Here is a 19,085-nt window from a genome sequence, read left to right as displayed (position 1 = left end):
GGAGTGTTCGTTATTTTAGCAACGCAACAACCGTATGACGACGCACGTTTGCTTGTGCATTCAACGCTTGAAAAGTCGAGGTAAACTCACCAGACTTCTGCACAAAACCATCCAGTTTTGCATTCACATCATCCACAGAAAGCTGCGCGGTTTTATTTTGAATTGAGCGCATTTGAGTATTCAACTCTCCATGAAATGCTTTCGCTTCCTGCAAGCTCGTTTGCACTTGTCTTAGGTGCTGGTTCACTTTGGCAATCGTCTGTTTCATACCATCGCGTGACGCCAAATCAAACCCAAGTTCTGCAATACCATCTGGCTCTGACTTTAGATTTAGAACGTTCGGCTGGCCCGCAGGAAAACGGTGCCCTTCGCCCGTGACCATCACTTTCTGCTGCATTTGCTGATAAGCGTTGTCTCTGGCTTCAAATAAAATGCTGCCATCGTCAGCTAATGAGGCACGCATCCCTAAAGCAATCAAGCTTCGGTCAAGCATTTTGACAGTTCGAGCACCATCGGCTTGTCCATCGAACTGAATCATTACCGCTTGACCCTGAGGGAAATCCAAACGAATTTGCTCAGCCTTGTCACTTAAGCGATGCACGTTCAAGCCAGGAATAGAAAAGCGACGAATGTCTGCTTTATCTAGCTTTAAATGCAGTTCGTTGTTGAGCACTTTCTGGCCGTCGAAACGAGCATGCTCCACAACGTTCTGAATGGTGGCTTTAGAACGAACCAATGTATCCTGCAAGCCAGGTACATTTTGCACGCCTTGATTCACCGCTTGCGTCAAACCACGTTTAATTTGAGTCAGCTCTTTGCCAATCACCTGCAACGATTTCGATGCGATCTGCACTGCCGTCGCTTGCTGCTGACCTTGGGTCAGTTGAATCCCAGAGACAGAGTAGGCTGACGCAGTGTCAGCCTGAACTTGCGCCGGGCGCGGTTTAATTGCAGTACTTGAGTCTGCAGAACGGGTCGGCATGATAGAGGCTTGTTCTTGCCCACCCAAGCGTATGCTATGGGGTCTAACCTCTACTGTACTCATTACCATAAAAGAACTTCCTAACCTTATAGACGGTCAAACAACGATAGATCATTGATCTTTACATAGCTCGCTTGCGTTGCTTGCAAAGCCGCCATGTAATTGCTCAAGCGTACCGATGCTTCACCGTAATCCAGAGCTGAGAGGTCACCTGATACTTTATCGACGAACAGTTTATTCTCACCATGAGCACCGCCAACCAAATCTAGGTTATTGTGTCGGCCACCAATCTCCGTCATCGTGCCAAGTACGCTTGCCAACGTATCATCAATGGCACTCAGGCTTGCGTCCACTTCAGCTTGGAAATTCGGACTCGGGTTCTCAAATTCTGTAATTAGATTGTTAATTTGATCCAGTACGTTTTTGCCGCCACCAAGGTCCAAAATGTCCTTTGCCGTCATGTTGGAATCCATCGTTACGCCTTTCGCAATCGTCACGACACGTTTATCGCTGTTGCCCTCTATGACATAACTACCGCTTGTACTGTTTATAGCAGGGGTGTCAGTTTTGGTGCCTGAAAATAGGTAGTGCCCTTCTTCATCCTGAGCATTGAAAGACGACTCAATTGAATCACGATAGCTCTTTAGCTCCGTGATCATACCGGTACGGTCTTGATCAGTCAGTGAGCCATTCGCGCCCCATAATGCAATATCACGCATGCTCATTAGGCTCTCTTTCACTGAGTCTAAATGTGTTTCTTGACTCGAAAGCGTGGTTTTGACGTTTGCGATATTGTTTTGATACTGGGCGATGGCGCTGTTTTCACGGTCCAAATTAAGCAGCTTAATCGATGCCATTGGATCGTCAGATAGTTTAGTTAGACGCTCACCTGTCGTCATTTGTTGTAGCACGTGCCCCAGACCTGCATTGTTACCTTGCAGGCTTTGCAGCATCATTTGGCTAAATTGATTGTCACTGATTCGCATCTGGGTTTCCTTTAGAATAACTGCAATACAGAATCGAACAGCTGATTCGCTGTGCTGATCACTTTCATGTTGGCATTGTGTGCATTAGCAAACGTCATTAAGTTAGCCGCTTCTTCATCACTGTTAACGGCACTCACATTGTCACGAGCCGCATGTGCTTGCTTGTTCATGGCTAACTTAGCTTGGTAATCGGCGTCTGCTTGGCGTGCTTTAATCGCGGTTTGACCCACCATAGAACTAAATGCGTCATTCAAGCTCACAGAGCCATAGCCAGTCACAGAAACAGGCTTGTTGCTTAAATTAATCAACGACTGCAACACATCCGCATTACCTGGCGTACCATCACTTGAAAACGCAAGCTCACCTGGAGTTAACTCAGTGATATCCAAACTTGCCGCTGGGTTGGCAGGGTCGTAACTGAACAATGGTTTACCTGGGTTACCATTTAAATCTTGTCCAGTAGCGAGCACAGCGTTGTATTCATCCGCTAACGCTTTCGCCATGTCATTCAAAGCCAATTGGTTTGGTTTTAATACATCGGTTTGATAATCGTTAATCGCACCTAATTTGCCACCAAGAGAGTCACCAATCGCAAAACTTTGGCTTGAGAATGTTACGTGTAAGTCTGCTACGTAAGGGTCACTAGGGTCTGGAACGGCTGCGAGTTTGCCATGGTCCGTGCCCATCACAAGTGGCTGACCAGAGGTCAACGTTACCTGAACACTGCCGTCAGGCTGTTCTGTTGTTCTGATTTCGATGGTTTGAGATAACTCGCCGATCAATTTATCTCGTTCATCCATAAGTTGCGATGGGTTGCCGCCTGTTCCTTGCATTTCAACCAGCTGCTTGTTTACCTTCGCGATGTTTTCCATGAGGCTATTCGCGTGGTTGAGTGCCGCATTACGCTGATCGCTCATATCTTTATGTTGATTGTGCAAAGACTCGGTCAGCGTATTAAAGCGGCGTGCCAACGCTTCAGATTCGTTGATGATTTGTTGACGGTAAGGGATCGACTCAGGCTTAACCGTGGCATCGTTAAGCGCAGCGTTTAGAGAGTCCAAACCAGCAGAAATACTGAAGCCATCGGCCCCTAGCGTATTTTCCAATTGGCTCATGTTGCTGGTGTAACCAGAAGCGTACGCCGCCATACTGTTAGTTGACCACGTTTGCTTAATCAGAAATTGGTCTGTAACGCGGCGAATGCTGGTGACCTCTACCCCTAAACCAGGGCTTAAGCGGTTGGCTTTTCCGTCATCAACTGATGCCATCAACGCTTGTTGACGGCTATAGCCCACAGTATTCACGTTCGCCACGTTTTGTGCCGTTACGTCTAAGGCCACGCGGTTCGCGCCTAAACCTGAAAGGGCAATATTAACTAGGTTCATTTACAGCTCCATTTTCCTGATCAACGGCTGAGAAAACGCGGTAGTCATACCGGCCTCACCGAGCACCTGTTTTACAGAGGCGACGGCTTGAGAGGCGGTATTAAATAAGCTTGAGTTCCCCTCAATCTCGTTAGCATCAAGCTGTGAGATAGATTCAGAATTCGCACCTTTACCATCATTTGCAGATGAGATGTTACGCGCAGCATCAAAGGCGACTTCGCGCATAGAGGGGCTAAGTTGCTGGATGAGCATATTGGCAATGCCGGAGCTCTGCTTTTTTGCCAGTTCCATTGCCAGTTGCCCATCGTACATATCGCGGAAAACGCCTTGCTGTTGGCTCGCAAACGGGCTGTCTTTATCCGCTAGAACATCGCTGCTGCTGCGCATTTGACGCAGCACCATTTGTAAAAACATCGCCTCAAATTGACCCGCTACTACTTCAAGCGCGCCTTCCTGATCTCGACTCTGCTTGATGTTGGCAAGTGCGCTGTTGTCGTGATACAGCATCGAATTCAGTTGAGTTTGTTCATTGGTACTGTCTAGTTTCATCCTTAACTCCTTAAATCACGACCAATTCAGCGTTCAATGCACCCGCTTCGCTCAGTGCTTGCAGGATAGACATTAAGTCAGTAGGTGTGGCACCTAAGCTGTTTACCGCAGTCACAATAGTGTTGAGCTCCGTGCCTGGAGGCCAAATCACCATTTGAGCTAAATCTTCGTTCACATCAAGATCCGTTTGGTTAACGACTTTCGTATCGCCATTTGCAAACGCATTTGGCTGACTGACTTGTTGTGATTCAGAAATTCGCACGGTTAAGTTGCCGTGGCTCACTGCCGCCTCACTCACTTTGACACTCTTACCGATCACGACCGTTCCCGTGCGAGAGTTAAAGACAATTCGAGCCGGCTTGCGGCCTTCCACGACGCTCATTTCTTCAAGCATCGACATCATCACTACGCGCTGTTGGGTATCTTTTGGTGCGCGCATATCAATGCGCGCTTTATTGATCGCAACAGCAACGTTAGGCCCAAAAGTATTGTTAATTTCACGCGCGATATTTTTTGCCGTCGTGAAGCTTGGTTTACGCAGGTTTAAGGTGACTTCATCACGCTGGTTGAAATCAGTTTTGATTTCTCTCTCTAACGTCGCGCCATTCGGGACGCGACCTGCCGTTGGCGTGTTAACTTCGACTTTGGAGCCACTTCGCCCTTCTGCAGATAAACCGCCCACCACGACGTTTCCTTGTGCAATGGCATACACTTCACCATCAATACCGCGTAAAGGCGTCAACAATAGCGTACCGCCACGGAGGCTTTTCGCGTCACCAATTGAAGACACGACCACGTCCAAAGTTTGTCCGGGGCCCGCCATTGGATCAACGGTTGCTGTCACGCTCACAGAAGCCACATTTCGTAGCTTAGGGTTCATACTGTCATCAATTTGAACCCCAAACTGACGAAGCATGTTGGTGATAGATTGAGAAGTAAATTTCACTTGGTTTCGGTCACCCTGGCCAGCTAAGCCAACCACCAAACCATAACCAACCAATTGGTTTTCTCGAATGCCGCGTACATCGACCAAGTCCATGATCGGAATTTCCACTTCAGCATGTGAAGTGGTTGGTAATCCCAAGGTCAACACCAATAGGAAAGACGTAAAGAAAGATTGCATTGTCTTCATTAGAAAGGTACCCATGGGCTGTTGAAGAATTGAGTTAGCCATCCGGCTGCGTTGCTGTCAGCCAGAGCTCCGCGACCTGCGTAGGTAATTCGTGCATCAGCAATTCGTTGAGAAGAAACTTGGTTGCTGCGATTAATATCATCCACACGAACAATGCCAGTGAGACGAATAAACTCATCTCCCTGGTTAAGGCGCAGCCATTTTTCGCCACTGATACGCAATACACCATTAGGTAACACCTCGTGTACCGTTACGGTGATAGCACCTTGTAGCTTGTTACCCTGTGAGCTTGAAGCGCTGCCATCAAAGTTGCGGCTGCCATCGACACTAACCCCTAACTCATCGAACGTTTTCGTTCCTATGGTCGGCGCCGCGAAGTTAACCGCTGAGCTTTTGCCAAACTTAGTACCCGCTTTTTTGCTCGATGAGGTTTCTTCTGATAGTTGAACCGTTAACACATCGCCAACTCGGTAAGCACGACGATCCTGAAACAGGGTCATCGTGTATTGGTGACGATAAAGGCTACCAGACTGGGTTTCCGGCAACGTGTAATCGAGCGTTGGTGGTGCGTATTCCTCGGCATTTGGCTCAGGCGGAATAAATTCCTGACGGCCGGCACATCCCACCAGCAACACGGCGGCTACTGCCCAACTCTTAGAAAGCCATTTCATTGCTTTTTCCTTCATCATCACCAATTTCATACTTACATTGATTGCGAAACAAACTTCAGCATGTCATCTGCAGCAGAGACCACTTTCGCATTCATCTCATACGCACGTTGAGTCGTGATCATGTCGACCATCTCTTCCACTACTTGTACGTTTGAACCTTCCAATGCACCTTGCTTGATGAGGCCTGCGCCATCTTCACCAGCAATCAGTTCATCTGCCGGGCCGCTGGCTTCCGTTTCACGGAACAAGTTACCACCCACGGCCTCTAAGCCTGCTGGGTTAATGAATTTTGCGAGCGTGATTTGACCAAGCTGCTGTGGCGTTGGATCGTCCGCCGTCGTTGTTGTTACCGTGCCATCAACACCAACAGAGAATGAAGAGGCATTATCTGGGATCTGAATTTGTGGCTCTAACGGCAAGCCTTGGCTATTAACCATCAAGCCTTCAGAGTTGACATGGAACTGACCATTACGTGTGTACATGATCTGTCCATCCGAGTTTTCGATTTGAAAGAAACCCTGTCCCATAACGGCAAGGTCCAACTCTTGTGTTGTATTTTGAGTGTTACCTTGCGTAAACACTTTTTGCGTGCCGACTACGCGAACACCGCTACCTAGCTGAATACCACTTGGCAATTCGTTAACTTGATCTACTTGAGCACCAGGTTGACGCTGAATGCTGTAGAAAAGGTCTTCGAATACAACTCGGTCACGCTTAAAGCCAACTGTATTTACGTTCGCTAGGTTGTTAGAAATGGCAGTCATCTTCGTGTCCTGCGCTGCCATGCCTGTTTTACTTACCCATAATGCTGAATGCATTTTTTATTACTCCTTGCGGGGCGAGACTTATCTCGCCGCCATTAATTTATTACCAGCTTGTGCCAACGTCTCGGCCGTTTTCATCATGCGAACTTGCATCTCGAAGTTACGCGTTAACGACATCACGCTAATCAACTCATCAATGGCAGATACGTTACTGCCCTCAATGTGCTCAGGAGAAAGTTGCACGGTTTCATCGGCAGCGAATGGCACGCCATCTACACTGTGCAGTAGGCTGTCACTCTCTTTTTGAAGTTGGTTCATTTCTGGTTTAACCAACTTCAACGTTCCCGCGACGATTTCTGCGCCACCACCTGGCGGAATCACGGATACTTGACCACGCTCGCTGATTTCAATCTTTTGATAATCAGGCACAACCAAAGGCCCATTTTCACCAAGAACAGGAAAACCGTTGATGGTCATGGCTCCAAAAGTGTCGACTTGGATATTGCCCGCTCGCGTGTACGCTTCGTTACCCGCAGGAGTTTCAACAGCAAGATAACCCTCACCCATGATGGCGACATCCAACGGGCGTCCCGTTTTCATAATGTCGCCAGAATCAAAACGCGTTGAGGCAGAGTTGGTCACAACCATAGTGCGACCATCAAAACCTGGGCCTTGCATTTCTACACTGCGCACGCGCTCCATATCCGCTCGGAAGCCAGCAGTATCAGCGTTTGATAAGTTGTTTGAACGCACGTGCTGAGCCTTAAGAACTCGACTCGCACCTGACGTTGCAGTAAATAACAAGCTATCCATGCAAAACTCCCATTACACCGCGTTAAACAAAGCTTGAGTTAGCTTGTCGCTGGTAGAGATGGTTTTCGCGTTTGCTTGGTAGTTACGCTGTGCGGTCATAAGCGCCACAAGCTCACTGGTTAGGTCAACGTTAGAACCTTCTAGCGCACCTGGGGTTAAATCACCCAACGTACCTGAACCAGGGACACCCATGATTGGCGCACCAGAGCTAAAGCTTTGAGTCCATGCCGTACCACTCACTTTTGCTAAACCTTGTGTGTTGGCGAAGTCTGCAAGTACAACTTGACCTTGCAGCTGTGATTGGCCGTTAGTGTAGGTCGCGTAAACCATGCCATTACCTTCAACGCGTACACCTGCAAGCTCACCGGATGTGTAACCGTTCGGGCTGTTAGTACTTACGCCGAATTTCGCACCGAACTGCGTGCTGCCCTTCAAGTTAATGTCGACACTCATCGCGTTTGCGCCTGCCGCAGGGAATGAAACATTAAACGGAGCCGTCGGTGAAGAAAGCGAACCGTCTTTGTCAAACGTTACTGGTACCGTTGTCACTGGTGTTGCGCCACCATCCACTTGAACATTCACTTCCCAAGAGTTAGAAGCGGTCTTAGTGAAGTACTGGGTTACCGTGTGCGAGTTACCCAGCGAGTCATAGACTTTTGTGGTGTAAGACGAATTGAATGAGTTTGGATCGTCCGGATTAAACGGCGTTACCGTTTTATCAATGGCAGACGCACTTGCATCAAAGTTTGCAACAAAATCAAGACCGTCTGTCGCTTTTGCATTCAGTGATGACGTAGATACTTGGATATTGCCCACAGAGCCTGTCATCAGGTTGTTGTTGCTATCCACACTGTAACCTTGCAGTTTTGCGCCACTGTTAGCGGTAACAAAGTTATCTTTATCTGTCGCGAATACACCTGAACGCGTGTATAGCGTTTGACCCATATTGTCTTTAGTGACAAAGAATCCGCCACCGTTGATCGCCAAGTCCATCGCACGGCCAGTTCCTGAGATACTGCCGTCTTTGTCGAAGTTCTGTGAAATTGACGCGACTTCTACACCACCAGGTTGCATGCCGTTATATACTGCGGAGAATTCTGTGCGGCCACCTTTAAAACCATACGTTGATGCGTTGGCAATGTTGTGACTGATTGTGTTTAGCTCTGTGTTGGTCGCGTCCAGACCACTTAGTGCGATGTTAAAACTCATAAAAAGACCTCTGATTTCCCTATTTGGTTAAGCACCAAACTGAGTGATTTGATAGAAAGGAACGTTGCCAACGCCATGGACATTGACTAATGCTGCGCCGCCAGTATTTGGAATACGCACTTGCTCAACAGTGCCAGCCATGAGCACATTTGGACTTGCTTGCCCTTCTTGCACTTCTACTGCCACTGAGTATTTGCCTGGTTTAAGACCAAGTTCTTCAGGATTAATTGAAAAGTCGACGTCACCTTTGCCGTGAGCACCTAATGGCACTTTAGTGGATTGACCAAACTCATCTTTCACAACTAACGTCACTTGGTTTGAGCTATGAGCGAGTTCGATTTTTCCGTTCTGTACGCCTTCACCAAGCTCAAATTCTTTGGAGTTGACGTAAACAGTTTGTCCGACGAGCCCCGCTGTCGATAGCACTTGCATGTTGTCGAGGAGAATCATGCTCTGTTGCATTGTCTTGGACATATTCTCGGTACTTTGAACTTGAGAGAATTGAGCCAACTGACCAACGTATTCCGTGCCATCAAGTGGGTTAAGTGGATCTTGGTTTTGGATCTGCGCCACCATCAAAGAAATGAATTCGTTCTCTAATGAAGAAGCACTGTTCATATCTTTAGGATTTGGTGCAATGCCATTGTTCTCTTTTGCTTTAGTGCTCACAGGAGCATCAGACGATAAAGGTGTATATTGTGCGAGACTCATTAACTGCCCTGCCCTAATCTAAGCAGACCTTGCTGCATACTTTTCACATTTGATAACACTTCAACATTGGTTTCGAAGCTACGTGTCGCTGACATCATGTCTGCCATTTCAGCCACGACATCGATATCTGGGTAATACACATAACCTTCACCATTGGCCAACGGGTTGTTTGGCTCAAAGCGTTTCTCGGCTTCTCCCGCATTTTTCACAACGTCAACAATGCGAACTTCAGCATTGGGATAAACCCCGTTTTCCGTTGTCAGCTGCGCTTTTTGGTACACAGTCGCGAATACGGGCTTCAGCGCTTTATAAGCGTCATCTGGATTTGCAGACACCGCGTCCGCGTTAGCTAAGTTACTGGCGACCGTGTTAAGACGCACAGTTTGTGCCGTCATCGCGGATCCAGTGATCGAGTAAATATCAGTGAATGACATAATTAACGTCCCTCAATCGCTTTCGTTAAGCCATTAAATTTCATGTTGAGAAACGTCAGGCTAGTTTGAAAGTCCATGTTGTTTTGCGTGAATTTCGCTTGTTCAACACCCAGTTCTACAGTGTTGCCATCTTTGCTGTTCTGGTAAGGCACCGAGTATTGGGCCTGAACCTGAAACTTAGGCACTGGTTTGTTCACACCGCCTGCAGCCACCTGGTTCATTACGGTGGTGAAACTTAGGTCTTTCGCCAAATACCCAGGGGTGTCAACATTTGCTAGGTTACTGGCAAGGACTTTGGTACGCTGAACGCGAAAATTAAGTGCCTCTGGATGTACACCTAAAGCATTTTCAAATGTGATCGCCATGCATCTTCCTTACAGTTGGCTCGAATACGCCAACATACAAACAAGATGCGTGCCATAAAAAATAGCTATATATATCAATGACTTACAAACAAGGATGGAAGCCAAACTTCCGGCTCACGGAAAGCATTAAAAGCAAGGGGAAAGTGCTTACTTCCTCAACATTAATGCTAACTCTGCTTGCTCTAATACCAGGACAAACTTTCGCCAACACCTCTGGCAGAACCCTAAGCGTTGAGGAGATAAAATCTGTTGTAGCAGAGCATTTCAAACAAGAAGTGGCCCAAAATGCTCACTCTAACCAGTGGGGAGAATACCAACTGGATTTCGACATGTGGGTACCAGGCTCGGCGAATCACCTACCTGAGTGTGAATCGCCTCTGGTCATCACTGGTCGCGACAATCAAGCGTTGCCAGTTGGAAACCTTAAGCGCTCAGTAAGTTGCGATGACATCGCTTCACCCTGGCGAATTAACGTCACGATAAAATCTTCTCTGACACTGCCTGTCTTGGTTGCCACAACCACGGTCGGTCGAAATGAAGTTGTGACTGCCAAGCACGTTAAACTGGAAACGCGCACCATCTCGCGACAAGACGATTTTTATACTCGCCCAGGACAAGCAATAGGCTTAGAAACCTCTCGCCGTTTACGTGCAGGGCAAGTGGTCAACCCATCCAATTTATCGGCTCCACCTTTAATCGAAAAAGGCAATGAAGTCATAGTGATTGCGAGCAAAAATGGATTTAGCGCCAGCACGAAAGGAGTCGCCTTAGAAGATGGTGCGAAAGGGCAACAAATTGAAGTAGAAAACCTAAGTTCTGGCAAGGTCATTAGAGCTGTCGTAACCGGGTTAAACCAGGTTCATACTCAATTTTGATTTTGGACTCAGAGTAACATTTTTTAATTTTGGCTCTCGTCAGTAACGCTGAATTTCGAGTACAAAAAAAATATTTAATGTTTATCACATCCTAACCGCCTACTTAATTTAGAACATGATGATGAGGACCACAGCATGAAAATCGACAAAGTCGCGGGCGGTCATGTCCCACAAACAAAATTACAGCAAGCAAGCAAACAGCCTGTCGACGTCGTCGAACAGAGCAAAGTACACGAGCCTGCATTTCAAGCGAATACCGTAGCGATAGATCGCGCTCAAGCTGAAATGGCATCACTACCTGATGTTGATATGGACAAAGTAGAACAAGTACGTAACGCATTAGCGCGTGGCGAACTTAGCCTAGATACAAAAGCACTATCAAAGGCGATCATGCAATTCCATACAGGTCACGAGTAATAACACACTAGGAAGAGATCATGGCAAGCGCAGTATCGCAGCGAATTCAACAATTTATTCGCTCAATACCTGAGGATATCAAGCTCTATCAACAACTTATCCCTTTGCTTCAACAGCAAAAAACGTTGTACTTAAAGTTTGATGGTGAGGCACTGAGCAACAATGTTCAGAAACAAATGCCAATACTCAATAAACTTAGCCGCTCAGCCAGTGATAGAAGCCAGTGTATGCGAGAGCTGGGGTTAGCGTGTAATGACGCCAGCGTAAAACGAATTTTCAATGCTTTGCCTGCCCAAATAGGTATGCAAGCTAGAAAACAATGGGCGCTATTGGAAACGTTGGTAAGTCAGTGCCAACAATACAATCAGAGCAATGGCCACAGCTCTGCGGCGTTCCATGAGTTGGTCAGTCAACTCAAACAACCTGTGCAACACACTTATGAAGATAAATCGTTCTAAACGATGTTCGTCTTGCCTACAGATTCAGTCGCCATCTCGGCTGAGTACTGTAGGCCTTTTTATTTTTATCGCCTTACTATCCTGCCTTTCAATCACCTGTCAGGCGAAACCAAGCCCAGCTGATATTCAAACGCAATATCAAGTTTTAGCCCCATACAAGCCACAAATTGCCAAGCGTCTCGATTCATCCAGCCCGGTAATTCATCACATTTTCAAACAACTGCAAAGCCACTCTTTACCAAAGAGTCTAGCCTTAGTGCCAATGTTGGAATCCTCTTACAACCCCAAAGCCGTTTCTCATGCCAACGCCGCCGGACTTTGGCAACTGATACCAGCAACAGCTCAACGATTCGGGTTGACTGTAGATACAAAACAAGACGATCGCTTTGATACAGAAGCAAGCACAGCTGCAGCACTCAAGTATCTGACGTTTTTATACAACAAATTCGATCAAAACATGGCGCTGACATTAGCGGCCTACAATGCAGGCGAAGGGCGTGTCGCACGCGCTATTCAGCGAGCAGGCAGTAACGACTTTCAGAAGCTCACACTACCTAAAGAGACTCGCCAATACGTTAGTCGATTCTTCGCGCTGGAAAAGTTGATAGATATCGGTCAGTTACAATCCTCATCATTTCAACCTTTACTCTTATTTTCTTCAGATGCTCCGATGGTTTCGCAACCGCTGATCGACTTTAGTCCACTACCTCCGTTGGTCAATTTGTGATAAAAATCACGACAAAATCCAATGTCAGAAAAACGTAAAATTACAAGATCGTGTTCGGCCAATTTGAAAACTCGTGATCTCTATGCAAACGTGTGCAAAAAAGTTGAGGTAAGGTATCTCAAAGATAAGAAAGAGTAGTGGTTTATTAAAAGGTACCCAAATTGCGCTTGCCAATTGGGTAGATATGCGTCACATTGCGTTTGCAAAAAACATGAAAACCAATGGTTGGACCTAATAATTATTTACACACTAAATGTAAAACAGCTATTGTTTTCATAGTTCGAAACAAATTTAAAATATCAAGATGACGCTTCGCTTGCGCGTCTGGAATAAGTCCGGGTTCCGGGGGGGAGTCCGGACTTTTTTTATCGATTTAAAAGCTGACCTATCAACAGAACAATGAGTGGGTAAGTCACTATGAGGCAAGCTAAGTTATTTATAGTAATTCTTTAGAAATCAACTGAAGCAAAAACGTTTCGCGCTCGATGCTCATGCCTTTTTTCGGGCTTTCTGCCATGGTCTTTTCATTGTGCGCTATCGCTTCGTGAATGTTCATCCATACTGGACGCATTCCATTTTTAACTTCATAGTCTTCATAAGCCGTTTCGCCTAACTCACGATCGATTTTACATGTATAGCAATACGACACCATGTGCATTACGTCAGCGTCGTCTTTGTACCAAGGACGAAATTCCTCAAAGATTCCGAAAGGCTTAATACCATGGATATTCTGCGCGCCGGTTTCCTCTTCTAGTTCACGAACTAGTCCAGCAATCACATCTTCACCATCATCAATACCACCACCTGGCAAAGTGTAGTCATGGTAACGCTCTGTATAGAGCAACAACACATCTTCACCATCTAGTACGATGGCGCGTGCCGCATTGCGCTGGAAAATAATTTTGTCGTCCAAGTGCTCAATGTCCGGATGAACGGTCGATTTTAAGTGTCTCATCGAAAATACCACTGTCATGTTTTGCGCGCATATTACCGAACTTCACGCTTTAAATCATCGTTGTCGGTCCAAATGCGTTCAAGACATTGGTTTGAACGCAACGGTTCTAACCTTCGTAACAATCCGCAACAAATAGAAGTGTGACGTGATAACCAGTAAAAGATGAGAATATCTAAATTCTTATACGTCCCTCTTACTTTTAACATCGATAAGACAATAATCTCTGAAAGTTGCCTATAATCAATACAATACTCGCCCACCCCATGCGGAGATAAAGAATGAAAAAGACAAATTTAATGATGGCTATGGCTGCAACGTTGGTACTGGCTGGTTGTTCAACTTACGAAGGTGCCACTCGCTCGACTGAGTATACCTCCGTCGCAAATCCTGCAGCCGTTTACTGTGTTCAGCAAGGTGGTGAGCTGGATACCGTTTCGGAAAATGGCGAACGTGTGACTTACTGCGTGCTGTCTGACGATAATCGTGTCGAGCAATGGGAATACTATCGCGACAATCATAAAGAAAGTGAGAGTGGCGACTACTAAAATTTTTTGTCGACACGTCAGATTCCCTCTATCACTTAGGAGCCTTTAGGCTCCTTTTTTATTTGATTTATCAAAACTTTCTCACTTCATTTTTACATACCTCTGACTTTACCGCACATCGATACTATATCGAACAGTGTTCTATTCTTGACATTCCTCTGACATAACTTTCCACTTGGACAATAAAATCCCAAACACAGATCACACTAATTCACATTTCTTCCACATTTTCTGGAACAGGTGAGCAAGATGAAAACACAAATAGTAAAAGAAGCCGAGTCAGCCCCAAGCAACGTTGTTACTGAAGAGTCAAAGCGCATCATTTATAAATCGAGTTTAAGTGCATTGATGATTGTCGCTATCAGTATTCTCGTTAACCTCAGTCTTCGCCTTGATTATGTCGTGTTGGGTTCAAGCCTTGGTGAGCTTTCCATAACAGAAACACTCCAGCTTGTGATGCTCGCGATTGCATCGTGGTCATTTTTTACCCTATCTAAACAACAGCCTCAGCTAAAGCATGCGGCCATTTTGATTGCCGGCTTTTTCTCGGTGCTCATTATTCGTGAAACAGACTATTGGACAGACATGATTCGTCATGGTTCTTGGGTTTTCCCTGCGCTAGCTGTAACCGCACTGGCTTGCGCCAAAGCTTACCAAGGTGGTAAAGGTACCATGAACGAAATGGCGACCATCTTAACGGTGCCCCACATGAAACTGTTAATTGGTGCCGTGATGCTATTGTTGGTCTTCTCTCGCTTGTATGGCATGGGCAGTTTTTGGCAACAAGTGATGGACGAGAACTACATCCGTGATGTTAAAAATATTTCGGAAGAAGGCATGGAACTCCTTTGCTACTGTTTGATCGCATTGAGCGCAGTCCGTACAAAACGCGAACTTAATGAATAGACTCAGGATCCAAGCGGCGGTTCAATGCAGTTAATATCGGATGAACGATCCTTAACGCTTGTTCCGCAGCTCCTACAGATTTATCCAAGGCCGTCATTTCGATGGCCTTTTTCATGTCTTCAATCTGTTGCAAACTATCTTTATCGAGTGGTAAAGCGAGCAATTGCTGAATGGCATGTCTCGCGATCATAAGCGGCTTCTTTCGGACAACCGATAAGTCTCGTAAAAATGCTCCCAGCTTGACCCCTTCTAAATAAACTCGGTAAGTCGTGAGTTCATCCAGTAATAAAAATGCCGCCGCCACAGGCCCTTTATGTGGGTATGGTACGCTGATATGTTTGTTGATATCCAATGGTAAGTTGAGAGTAACGCCCATGGAGGCGCACTCAGATTTTAGTACTCGTAATAATCCCTGCTCATCCATCAAGGTTTGGATTTCTATGATTCGCTCAAGGTGGTAGTCATTCGACAACAAGGTGACCTCAACCGGACGCGCTGACCATAACTGGAACAAACCACTATCACACAAAACGCGAGAAGCGTAACGCATGTTCTGAAACGTATTCAAAGAGCGATTTTCTAAAAGTATTTGATGTTCAGGGAACGGATGCACAGCGGCCGCATTGAGAGATTTAAAATAGCTGTACATTGCATCTGCTTCAGAAATGCGTTGACCTTGCGTTAATCCACCACAAAAAATAATCGCCGTTCGCTCTGTCGGCAATGACGCAATCACATTAGATAACGCTTCGACTCTTGTTACCCCCTCAACGGTCAATCTGCTATTGAGGAGGCGTTTACCTAAAACGATGACCACATTGTCTAACTTCATTTCAAAATCTCGCGCTTAGTTGGCAGTGTTACAAAAATCTTCTTTCACTCCCGGCCTACAGGCTTTAACATCTAGTTAACAACACTGTTCTAGAGACCTTTATAAAGGTTCACTGCTAAAGGAAGTCAATTATGCTGTCGATTTTCGATATATTTAAGATTGGTGTCGGGCCTTCTAGCTCCCACACTAATGGTCCTATGCTTGCCGGATTCCATTTCACTCAACTAGTTAGCGACTCTATGGCGAAAGTGCATCGGGTGCAAGTGGACCTTTATGGCTCATTATCGCTCACTGGTAGAGGGCACCACACAGACCGAGCCACTGTCCTTGGTTTGATGGGAAATAAACCCGATACCATCAAAATGAGTAGCGCTAAAAGTGCGCTACAAAATACTATAGACAACAACACGCTGCTGCTCGCTGGTACGCACCAGATTGAGTTTAGCTACGACCATGACATCGTCTTTCATAGTGACAACCTTCCCCTGCATGAAAACGGAATGACGATTACTGCACTAGACGCTGCGGGAGACCAAGTGGCGTTTGAAATTTATTATTCCATCGGAGGTGGGTTCATCGCCACCGCTGACGAACTAGAAAACGGCACACAACAAGATGAAGTCGCGGTACCATTTCCTTTCACATCAGCGGATGAGATGCTGGAAAAAGCCGAGACTAACGGTTTTAGTTTGGGAGGTATGATTCTACAAAACGAACTGGCATTCCGCTCAGATGAAGAAATTAGCCAAAGAGCAGAACAAATTTGGAAAGTGATGTCGCTCTGCATGCAACGTGGTTTCGATACGGAAGGGATTTTAGAAGGTGGTCTCAATGTCACTCGTCGTGCACCAAACCTTTTGAAGAAGCTCGAAGCCAACGCTGCAGTTGAGAATGATCCAATGGAGATCATGGATTGGATTAACCTCTTTGCCTTTGCGGTTAGCGAAGAAAATGCAGCTGGCGGACAAGTCGTTACTTCTCCAACTAATGGCGCTGCAGGGGTGATTCCGGCGGTATTGATGTACTACCATCGCTTCATCAAAGAGCTTGATATTAAACAGCTGAAAGATTTTCTCGCAGTCGCTGGCGCTATCGGCATCTTATATAAAACTAACGCGTCAATTTCCGGCGCCGAAGTGGGTTGTCAGGGAGAGGTCGGGGTATCTTCATCCATGGCAGCCGCTGGTTTAACGGCGCTCAGAGGCGGCAGTAACGAGCAGATTTGTATTGCTGCGGAAATTGCGATGGAGCATTCATTAGGAATGACTTGTGACCCGATCGGCGGCTTGGTTCAAGTGCCTTGCATTGAAAGAAATGCCATGGGCGCAATGAAAGCCATTAATGCCTCACGTATGGCATTAAAGCGCACGAGCAAATGCCTTATTTCATTAGATAAAGTTATCGAAACCATGTATCAAACTGGTAAAGATATGAACAAAAAATACCGTGAAACTTCCTTAGGTGGCTTGGCCGTCATTCATATGGCACCGCCATGCGAATAGTCAAATAAGCCCGCTATATCATTGCTGGCGATGCACTTCGTCAGCAATTTCCTTTCTCGCAAGACCTCTTTTTATTTGCCAGTAATCCTATAACCCCCTTTAGCCCCAATCAGTAATAAGTATAACAAAATTAAACAAAAGCAGAATTAAGCACTGCTTTATTCAAATTGATCTAGAACAACACATTAGCATTTAGCCACCTAAGCATTAGAAAATATAGTGCAGCATTTCCACGTTATGCGACAATTATTTCAATACTCAATCTTTCGTTTCATTACTATTTAATAGAAATAACAATACCTACCTTTCTCCGCTAATGTGAGTACAAAGTTATGTGGAATAAACTAAATAAATCCATGATGTTCTGCCAAATGATGTTTGGCTTATCATTTTACGGTGTATTAGTAAGTCTAACTCGATTTTTTCTAGAGGATCTAAATTACAACGAAGCCGATACGATGATGATCGTTGGTGCTTTTTCGGCGATCGGGCCACTTTTCGCGATCGCGGGCGGCTTTATTGCAGATAAGTTTTTAGGAGCTTATCGCTCACTTTCTATCGCATATTTCGCTTTTGCATCCGGTTACGTATTACTCGTGTTGGGGGCTTCTGCTTCTAACGTTCCACTTTCAATGTGTGGTATTGCGCTCGCCAGTTATGGCCGCGGCCTGATGTCACCCTCTTACCCTAGCCTCTATAAACGAACGTTCAAATCACAAGAAGATTTTGAAAAAGGATACCCAATCAATTATTCAGTGAATAATGTTGGCGCCTTTTTAGGTCAATATTTGTTCCCAATGATTGTCCTTGTGATCGGCTTTAATGGCGGTTTTACCATCTCTGCTGTTATGGCAGCAGCGGCATTGATCATGCTATTGGTATTCCGCAAAGATCTTGTTGGCGTAGCCTCTGAGCTTGATCAAAAAACCGTAAGTTTAAAAAACTGGGTACTCTTTGCATTGATTTCATTGGCAATGATCGCGTTGGTATTTTTCATGTTTTCAAACATGGATATTGGCCAAAATATCGTATACGCCATCGGGGGGGCAGCGATCGCATACTTCATATCTCTGATGCTTAAAGCAAGCAAAGCTGAGTCTTTGAAGATGGGGACCATCTTAATTGTGACCTTGCTGACAACCTGTTTCTTTGTTTACTACGGACAAATGATGACCTCGATGAACATGGTGGCTATCAACACATTAAAAGGCTCTCTATTTGGTTTTATTCCGCTCGAGCCAGAAGCAGCAATGGCAATGAACCCGCTTTGGTGTATGGTTGGTGGCCCTATCGTAGCGGGCTTTTTTGGGTTGCTGGAAAAGAGAGATATCTACCTCTCTACCGCGACAAAAATCGCCTTGGCATTTGTACTGACCGCAATAGCGTTTGGTATCTTGACGTTTGCCGTGACTACCGTGGGTGAAGATGTCGTGATCATGCCAGAAATCTTTCTCGCTATTCACTTCTTCCAGGCGATTGCAGAAGTCATCGTGGGTTCGATGGTCGTAGCGTTTATTCTTTCCGTCGCGCCGAAGCACATCGAAAACTTCTCTGTGAGCCTATTTTCTGTGGCAATCGCATTAAGCGGTATTATTGGTGCTGCATTCTCAACCTCTATCGCGTTAGAGAAAGGACAGACCATCACACAAGACATTGTACAAAACGTATATGGTGATTATTTCCAATTACTCACTGTCCTTGCTGTCGTGATGGTCGCTATCGCAATGGCAGCGTCACTCATTATTCGCAAGATGCTTGATGCGGCGAAAGAAAGCGATACTCAAGCGCAACCAGTCGAGATCGAAGCTGGGGTTGAAGTTCAAAGCTGAGTTTGATGATTTACCTATCTCAAAATATAAAAAATGCC

Annotated in this window: 22 protein-coding genes; 8 read left to right on the top strand and 14 right to left on the bottom strand. The window is 45.8% G+C overall.

Annotation, left to right across the window (positions count from 1 at the left end):
* Nucleotides 1–10: 10 nt before the first annotated feature.
* From L3V32_RS17890 to flgB, 12 genes are read right to left on the bottom strand one after another with little or no spacing between them, the layout of a single operon-like run.
* Nucleotides 11–1,051: a hypothetical protein gene (locus L3V32_RS17890; protein WP_012842382.1), complete on the bottom strand. Its 1,041-nt coding sequence runs from the start codon at nucleotides 1,049–1,051 to the stop codon at nucleotides 11–13.
* A 17-nt stretch (nucleotides 1,052–1,068) separates the two neighbouring features.
* Complete coding sequence (gene flgL, locus L3V32_RS17885) at nucleotides 1,069–1,968, bottom strand: flagellar hook-associated protein FlgL (protein ID WP_074189795.1); 900 nt, start codon at nucleotides 1,966–1,968, stop codon at nucleotides 1,069–1,071.
* Nucleotides 1,969–1,979: 11 nt separating this feature from the next.
* Nucleotides 1,980–3,353, bottom strand: a complete 1,374-nt coding sequence (flgK, locus tag L3V32_RS17880) for a flagellar hook-associated protein FlgK (RefSeq protein WP_005395291.1) — start codon at nucleotides 3,351–3,353, stop codon at nucleotides 1,980–1,982.
* A complete protein-coding gene (locus L3V32_RS17875) occupies nucleotides 3,354–3,902 on the bottom strand; it encodes a rod-binding protein (protein WP_005395292.1) in 549 nt (182 codons plus the stop codon). It abuts the gene before it with no gap.
* A 10-nt stretch (nucleotides 3,903–3,912) separates the two neighbouring features.
* Nucleotides 3,913–5,034, bottom strand: coding sequence for a flagellar basal body P-ring protein FlgI (locus L3V32_RS17870; RefSeq protein WP_031780462.1), 1,122 nt, complete (start codon nucleotides 5,032–5,034; stop codon nucleotides 3,913–3,915).
* Nucleotides 5,034–5,705, bottom strand: a complete 672-nt coding sequence (flgH, locus tag L3V32_RS17865; protein ID WP_005395295.1) for a flagellar basal body L-ring protein FlgH — start codon at nucleotides 5,703–5,705, stop codon at nucleotides 5,034–5,036. The genes L3V32_RS17870 and flgH overlap by 1 nt, the downstream gene beginning before the upstream one ends.
* A 32-nt stretch (nucleotides 5,706–5,737) precedes the next feature.
* The gene (gene flgG, locus L3V32_RS17860) at nucleotides 5,738–6,523 is read right to left on the bottom strand and encodes a flagellar basal-body rod protein FlgG (RefSeq protein ID WP_005395297.1); all 786 of its coding nucleotides are present in this window, start codon (nucleotides 6,521–6,523) and stop codon (nucleotides 5,738–5,740) included.
* A gap of 27 nt (nucleotides 6,524–6,550) precedes the next feature.
* The gene (flgF, locus tag L3V32_RS17855; RefSeq protein ID WP_006741308.1) at nucleotides 6,551–7,282 is read right to left on the bottom strand and encodes a flagellar basal-body rod protein FlgF; all 732 of its coding nucleotides are present in this window, start codon (nucleotides 7,280–7,282) and stop codon (nucleotides 6,551–6,553) included.
* 12 nt (nucleotides 7,283–7,294) lie between these two features.
* Nucleotides 7,295–8,491: a flagellar hook protein FlgE gene (gene flgE / locus L3V32_RS17850; protein ID WP_046873843.1), complete on the bottom strand. Its 1,197-nt coding sequence runs from the start codon at nucleotides 8,489–8,491 to the stop codon at nucleotides 7,295–7,297.
* Between the two features lie 27 nt (nucleotides 8,492–8,518).
* Nucleotides 8,519–9,202, bottom strand: a complete 684-nt coding sequence (gene flgD / locus L3V32_RS17845; protein ID WP_005395303.1) for a flagellar hook assembly protein FlgD — start codon at nucleotides 9,200–9,202, stop codon at nucleotides 8,519–8,521.
* The gene (flgC, locus tag L3V32_RS17840) at nucleotides 9,202–9,636 is read right to left on the bottom strand and encodes a flagellar basal body rod protein FlgC (RefSeq protein WP_005395305.1); all 435 of its coding nucleotides are present in this window, start codon (nucleotides 9,634–9,636) and stop codon (nucleotides 9,202–9,204) included. The genes flgD and flgC overlap by 1 nt, the downstream gene beginning before the upstream one ends.
* A gap of 2 nt (nucleotides 9,637–9,638) precedes the next feature.
* Complete coding sequence (gene flgB / locus L3V32_RS17835; RefSeq protein WP_005395306.1) at nucleotides 9,639–10,001, bottom strand: flagellar basal body rod protein FlgB; 363 nt, start codon at nucleotides 9,999–10,001, stop codon at nucleotides 9,639–9,641.
* 77 nt (nucleotides 10,002–10,078) lie between these two features.
* On the opposite strand from flgB, the gene flgA reads away from it, so the two are divergent.
* The 4 genes from flgA to L3V32_RS17815 all read left to right on the top strand — a co-directional run bounded on the left by flgA (nucleotide 10,079) and on the right by L3V32_RS17815 (nucleotide 12,478).
* A complete protein-coding gene (gene flgA / locus L3V32_RS17830; RefSeq protein WP_167427240.1) occupies nucleotides 10,079–10,876 on the top strand; it encodes a flagellar basal body P-ring formation chaperone FlgA in 798 nt (265 codons plus the stop codon).
* Nucleotides 10,877–11,011: 135 nt separating this feature from the next.
* The gene (flgM, locus tag L3V32_RS17825) at nucleotides 11,012–11,293 is read left to right on the top strand and encodes a flagellar biosynthesis anti-sigma factor FlgM (RefSeq protein ID WP_134645399.1); all 282 of its coding nucleotides are present in this window, start codon (nucleotides 11,012–11,014) and stop codon (nucleotides 11,291–11,293) included.
* A 20-nt stretch (nucleotides 11,294–11,313) separates the two neighbouring features.
* Nucleotides 11,314–11,751 (top strand): flagellar export chaperone FlgN, encoded by a 438-nt coding sequence (flgN, locus tag L3V32_RS17820; RefSeq protein WP_006741304.1) that lies wholly within the window; start codon nucleotides 11,314–11,316, stop codon nucleotides 11,749–11,751.
* Entirely contained in the window at nucleotides 11,732–12,478 is a 747-nt protein-coding gene (locus tag L3V32_RS17815; RefSeq protein ID WP_237284826.1) for a lytic transglycosylase domain-containing protein, read from the top strand. The genes flgN and L3V32_RS17815 overlap by 20 nt, the downstream gene beginning before the upstream one ends.
* Nucleotides 12,479–12,914: 436 nt before the next feature.
* Here L3V32_RS17815 and L3V32_RS17810 read toward each other — a convergent pair whose 3' ends face one another.
* Nucleotides 12,915–13,433 (bottom strand): NUDIX hydrolase, encoded by a 519-nt coding sequence (locus L3V32_RS17810; RefSeq protein ID WP_005395311.1) that lies wholly within the window; start codon nucleotides 13,431–13,433, stop codon nucleotides 12,915–12,917.
* 278 nt (nucleotides 13,434–13,711) lie between these two features.
* On the opposite strand from L3V32_RS17810, the gene L3V32_RS17805 reads away from it, so the two are divergent.
* Both L3V32_RS17805 and L3V32_RS17800 read left to right on the top strand, forming a co-directional pair.
* Entirely contained in the window at nucleotides 13,712–13,978 is a 267-nt protein-coding gene (locus L3V32_RS17805) for a DUF333 domain-containing protein (RefSeq protein ID WP_005395313.1), read from the top strand.
* 249 nt (nucleotides 13,979–14,227) lie between these two features.
* Nucleotides 14,228–14,884: a hypothetical protein gene (locus L3V32_RS17800; RefSeq protein ID WP_237284825.1), complete on the top strand. Its 657-nt coding sequence runs from the start codon at nucleotides 14,228–14,230 to the stop codon at nucleotides 14,882–14,884.
* Here L3V32_RS17800 and L3V32_RS17795 read toward each other — a convergent pair.
* A complete protein-coding gene (locus L3V32_RS17795) occupies nucleotides 14,874–15,716 on the bottom strand; it encodes a YdcF family protein (RefSeq protein ID WP_237284824.1) in 843 nt (280 codons plus the stop codon). The genes L3V32_RS17800 and L3V32_RS17795 overlap by 11 nt on opposite strands.
* Nucleotides 15,717–15,847: 131 nt before the next feature.
* Between L3V32_RS17795 and L3V32_RS17790 the strand changes: the two genes are divergently transcribed.
* Both L3V32_RS17790 and L3V32_RS17785 read left to right on the top strand, forming a co-directional pair.
* A complete protein-coding gene (locus tag L3V32_RS17790; protein ID WP_005395319.1) occupies nucleotides 15,848–17,218 on the top strand; it encodes an L-serine ammonia-lyase in 1,371 nt (456 codons plus the stop codon).
* Nucleotides 17,219–17,550: 332 nt separating this feature from the next.
* The gene (locus L3V32_RS17785) at nucleotides 17,551–19,047 is read left to right on the top strand and encodes a peptide MFS transporter (protein ID WP_005395321.1); all 1,497 of its coding nucleotides are present in this window, start codon (nucleotides 17,551–17,553) and stop codon (nucleotides 19,045–19,047) included.
* Nucleotides 19,048–19,085 lie beyond the last annotated feature (38 nt).

It is taken from the genome of Vibrio sp. J2-4 (assembly GCF_021728155.1).
Taxonomy (GTDB): Bacteria; Pseudomonadota; Gammaproteobacteria; order Enterobacterales; family Vibrionaceae; genus Vibrio; species Vibrio diabolicus.
The sequence above is the reverse complement of the archived record's forward strand: the minus strand, read 5'-3'. Positions and strand labels throughout refer to the sequence as shown.

Excerpts from the sequence above, each read along its gene's own strand:
- L3V32_RS17890 (WP_012842382.1), bottom strand. The coding sequence starts at position 1,051 with ATGGTAATGAGTACAGTAGAGGTTAGACCCCATAGCATACGCTTGGGT.
- flgL (WP_074189795.1), bottom strand. The coding sequence starts at position 1,968 with ATGCGAATCAGTGACAATCAATTTAGCCAAATGATGCTGCAAAGCCTG.
- flgK (WP_005395291.1), bottom strand. The coding sequence starts at position 3,353 with ATGAACCTAGTTAATATTGCCCTTTCAGGTTTAGGCGCGAACCGCGTG.
- L3V32_RS17875 (WP_005395292.1), bottom strand. The coding sequence starts at position 3,902 with ATGAAACTAGACAGTACCAATGAACAAACTCAACTGAATTCGATGCTG.
- L3V32_RS17870 (WP_031780462.1), bottom strand. The coding sequence starts at position 5,034 with ATGAAGACAATGCAATCTTTCTTTACGTCTTTCCTATTGGTGTTGACC.
- flgH (WP_005395295.1), bottom strand. The coding sequence starts at position 5,705 with ATGAAATGGCTTTCTAAGAGTTGGGCAGTAGCCGCCGTGTTGCTGGTG.
- flgG (WP_005395297.1), bottom strand. The coding sequence starts at position 6,523 with ATGCATTCAGCATTATGGGTAAGTAAAACAGGCATGGCAGCGCAGGAC.
- flgF (WP_006741308.1), bottom strand. The coding sequence starts at position 7,282 with ATGGATAGCTTGTTATTTACTGCAACGTCAGGTGCGAGTCGAGTTCTT.
- flgE (WP_046873843.1), bottom strand. The coding sequence starts at position 8,491 with ATGAGTTTTAACATCGCACTAAGTGGTCTGGACGCGACCAACACAGAG.
- flgD (WP_005395303.1), bottom strand. The coding sequence starts at position 9,202 with ATGAGTCTCGCACAATATACACCTTTATCGTCTGATGCTCCTGTGAGC.
- flgC (WP_005395305.1), bottom strand. The coding sequence starts at position 9,636 with ATGTCATTCACTGATATTTACTCGATCACTGGATCCGCGATGACGGCA.
- flgB (WP_005395306.1), bottom strand. The coding sequence starts at position 10,001 with ATGGCGATCACATTTGAAAATGCTTTAGGTGTACATCCAGAGGCACTT.
- flgA (WP_167427240.1), top strand. The coding sequence starts at position 10,079 with ATGACTTACAAACAAGGATGGAAGCCAAACTTCCGGCTCACGGAAAGC.
- flgM (WP_134645399.1), top strand. The coding sequence starts at position 11,012 with ATGAAAATCGACAAAGTCGCGGGCGGTCATGTCCCACAAACAAAATTA.
- flgN (WP_006741304.1), top strand. The coding sequence starts at position 11,314 with ATGGCAAGCGCAGTATCGCAGCGAATTCAACAATTTATTCGCTCAATA.
- L3V32_RS17815 (WP_237284826.1), top strand. The coding sequence starts at position 11,732 with ATGAAGATAAATCGTTCTAAACGATGTTCGTCTTGCCTACAGATTCAG.
- L3V32_RS17810 (WP_005395311.1), bottom strand. The coding sequence starts at position 13,433 with ATGAGACACTTAAAATCGACCGTTCATCCGGACATTGAGCACTTGGAC.
- L3V32_RS17805 (WP_005395313.1), top strand. The coding sequence starts at position 13,712 with ATGAAAAAGACAAATTTAATGATGGCTATGGCTGCAACGTTGGTACTG.
- L3V32_RS17800 (WP_237284825.1), top strand. The coding sequence starts at position 14,228 with ATGAAAACACAAATAGTAAAAGAAGCCGAGTCAGCCCCAAGCAACGTT.
- L3V32_RS17795 (WP_237284824.1), bottom strand. The coding sequence starts at position 15,716 with ATGAAGTTAGACAATGTGGTCATCGTTTTAGGTAAACGCCTCCTCAAT.
- L3V32_RS17790 (WP_005395319.1), top strand. The coding sequence starts at position 15,848 with ATGCTGTCGATTTTCGATATATTTAAGATTGGTGTCGGGCCTTCTAGC.
- L3V32_RS17785 (WP_005395321.1), top strand. The coding sequence starts at position 17,551 with ATGTGGAATAAACTAAATAAATCCATGATGTTCTGCCAAATGATGTTT.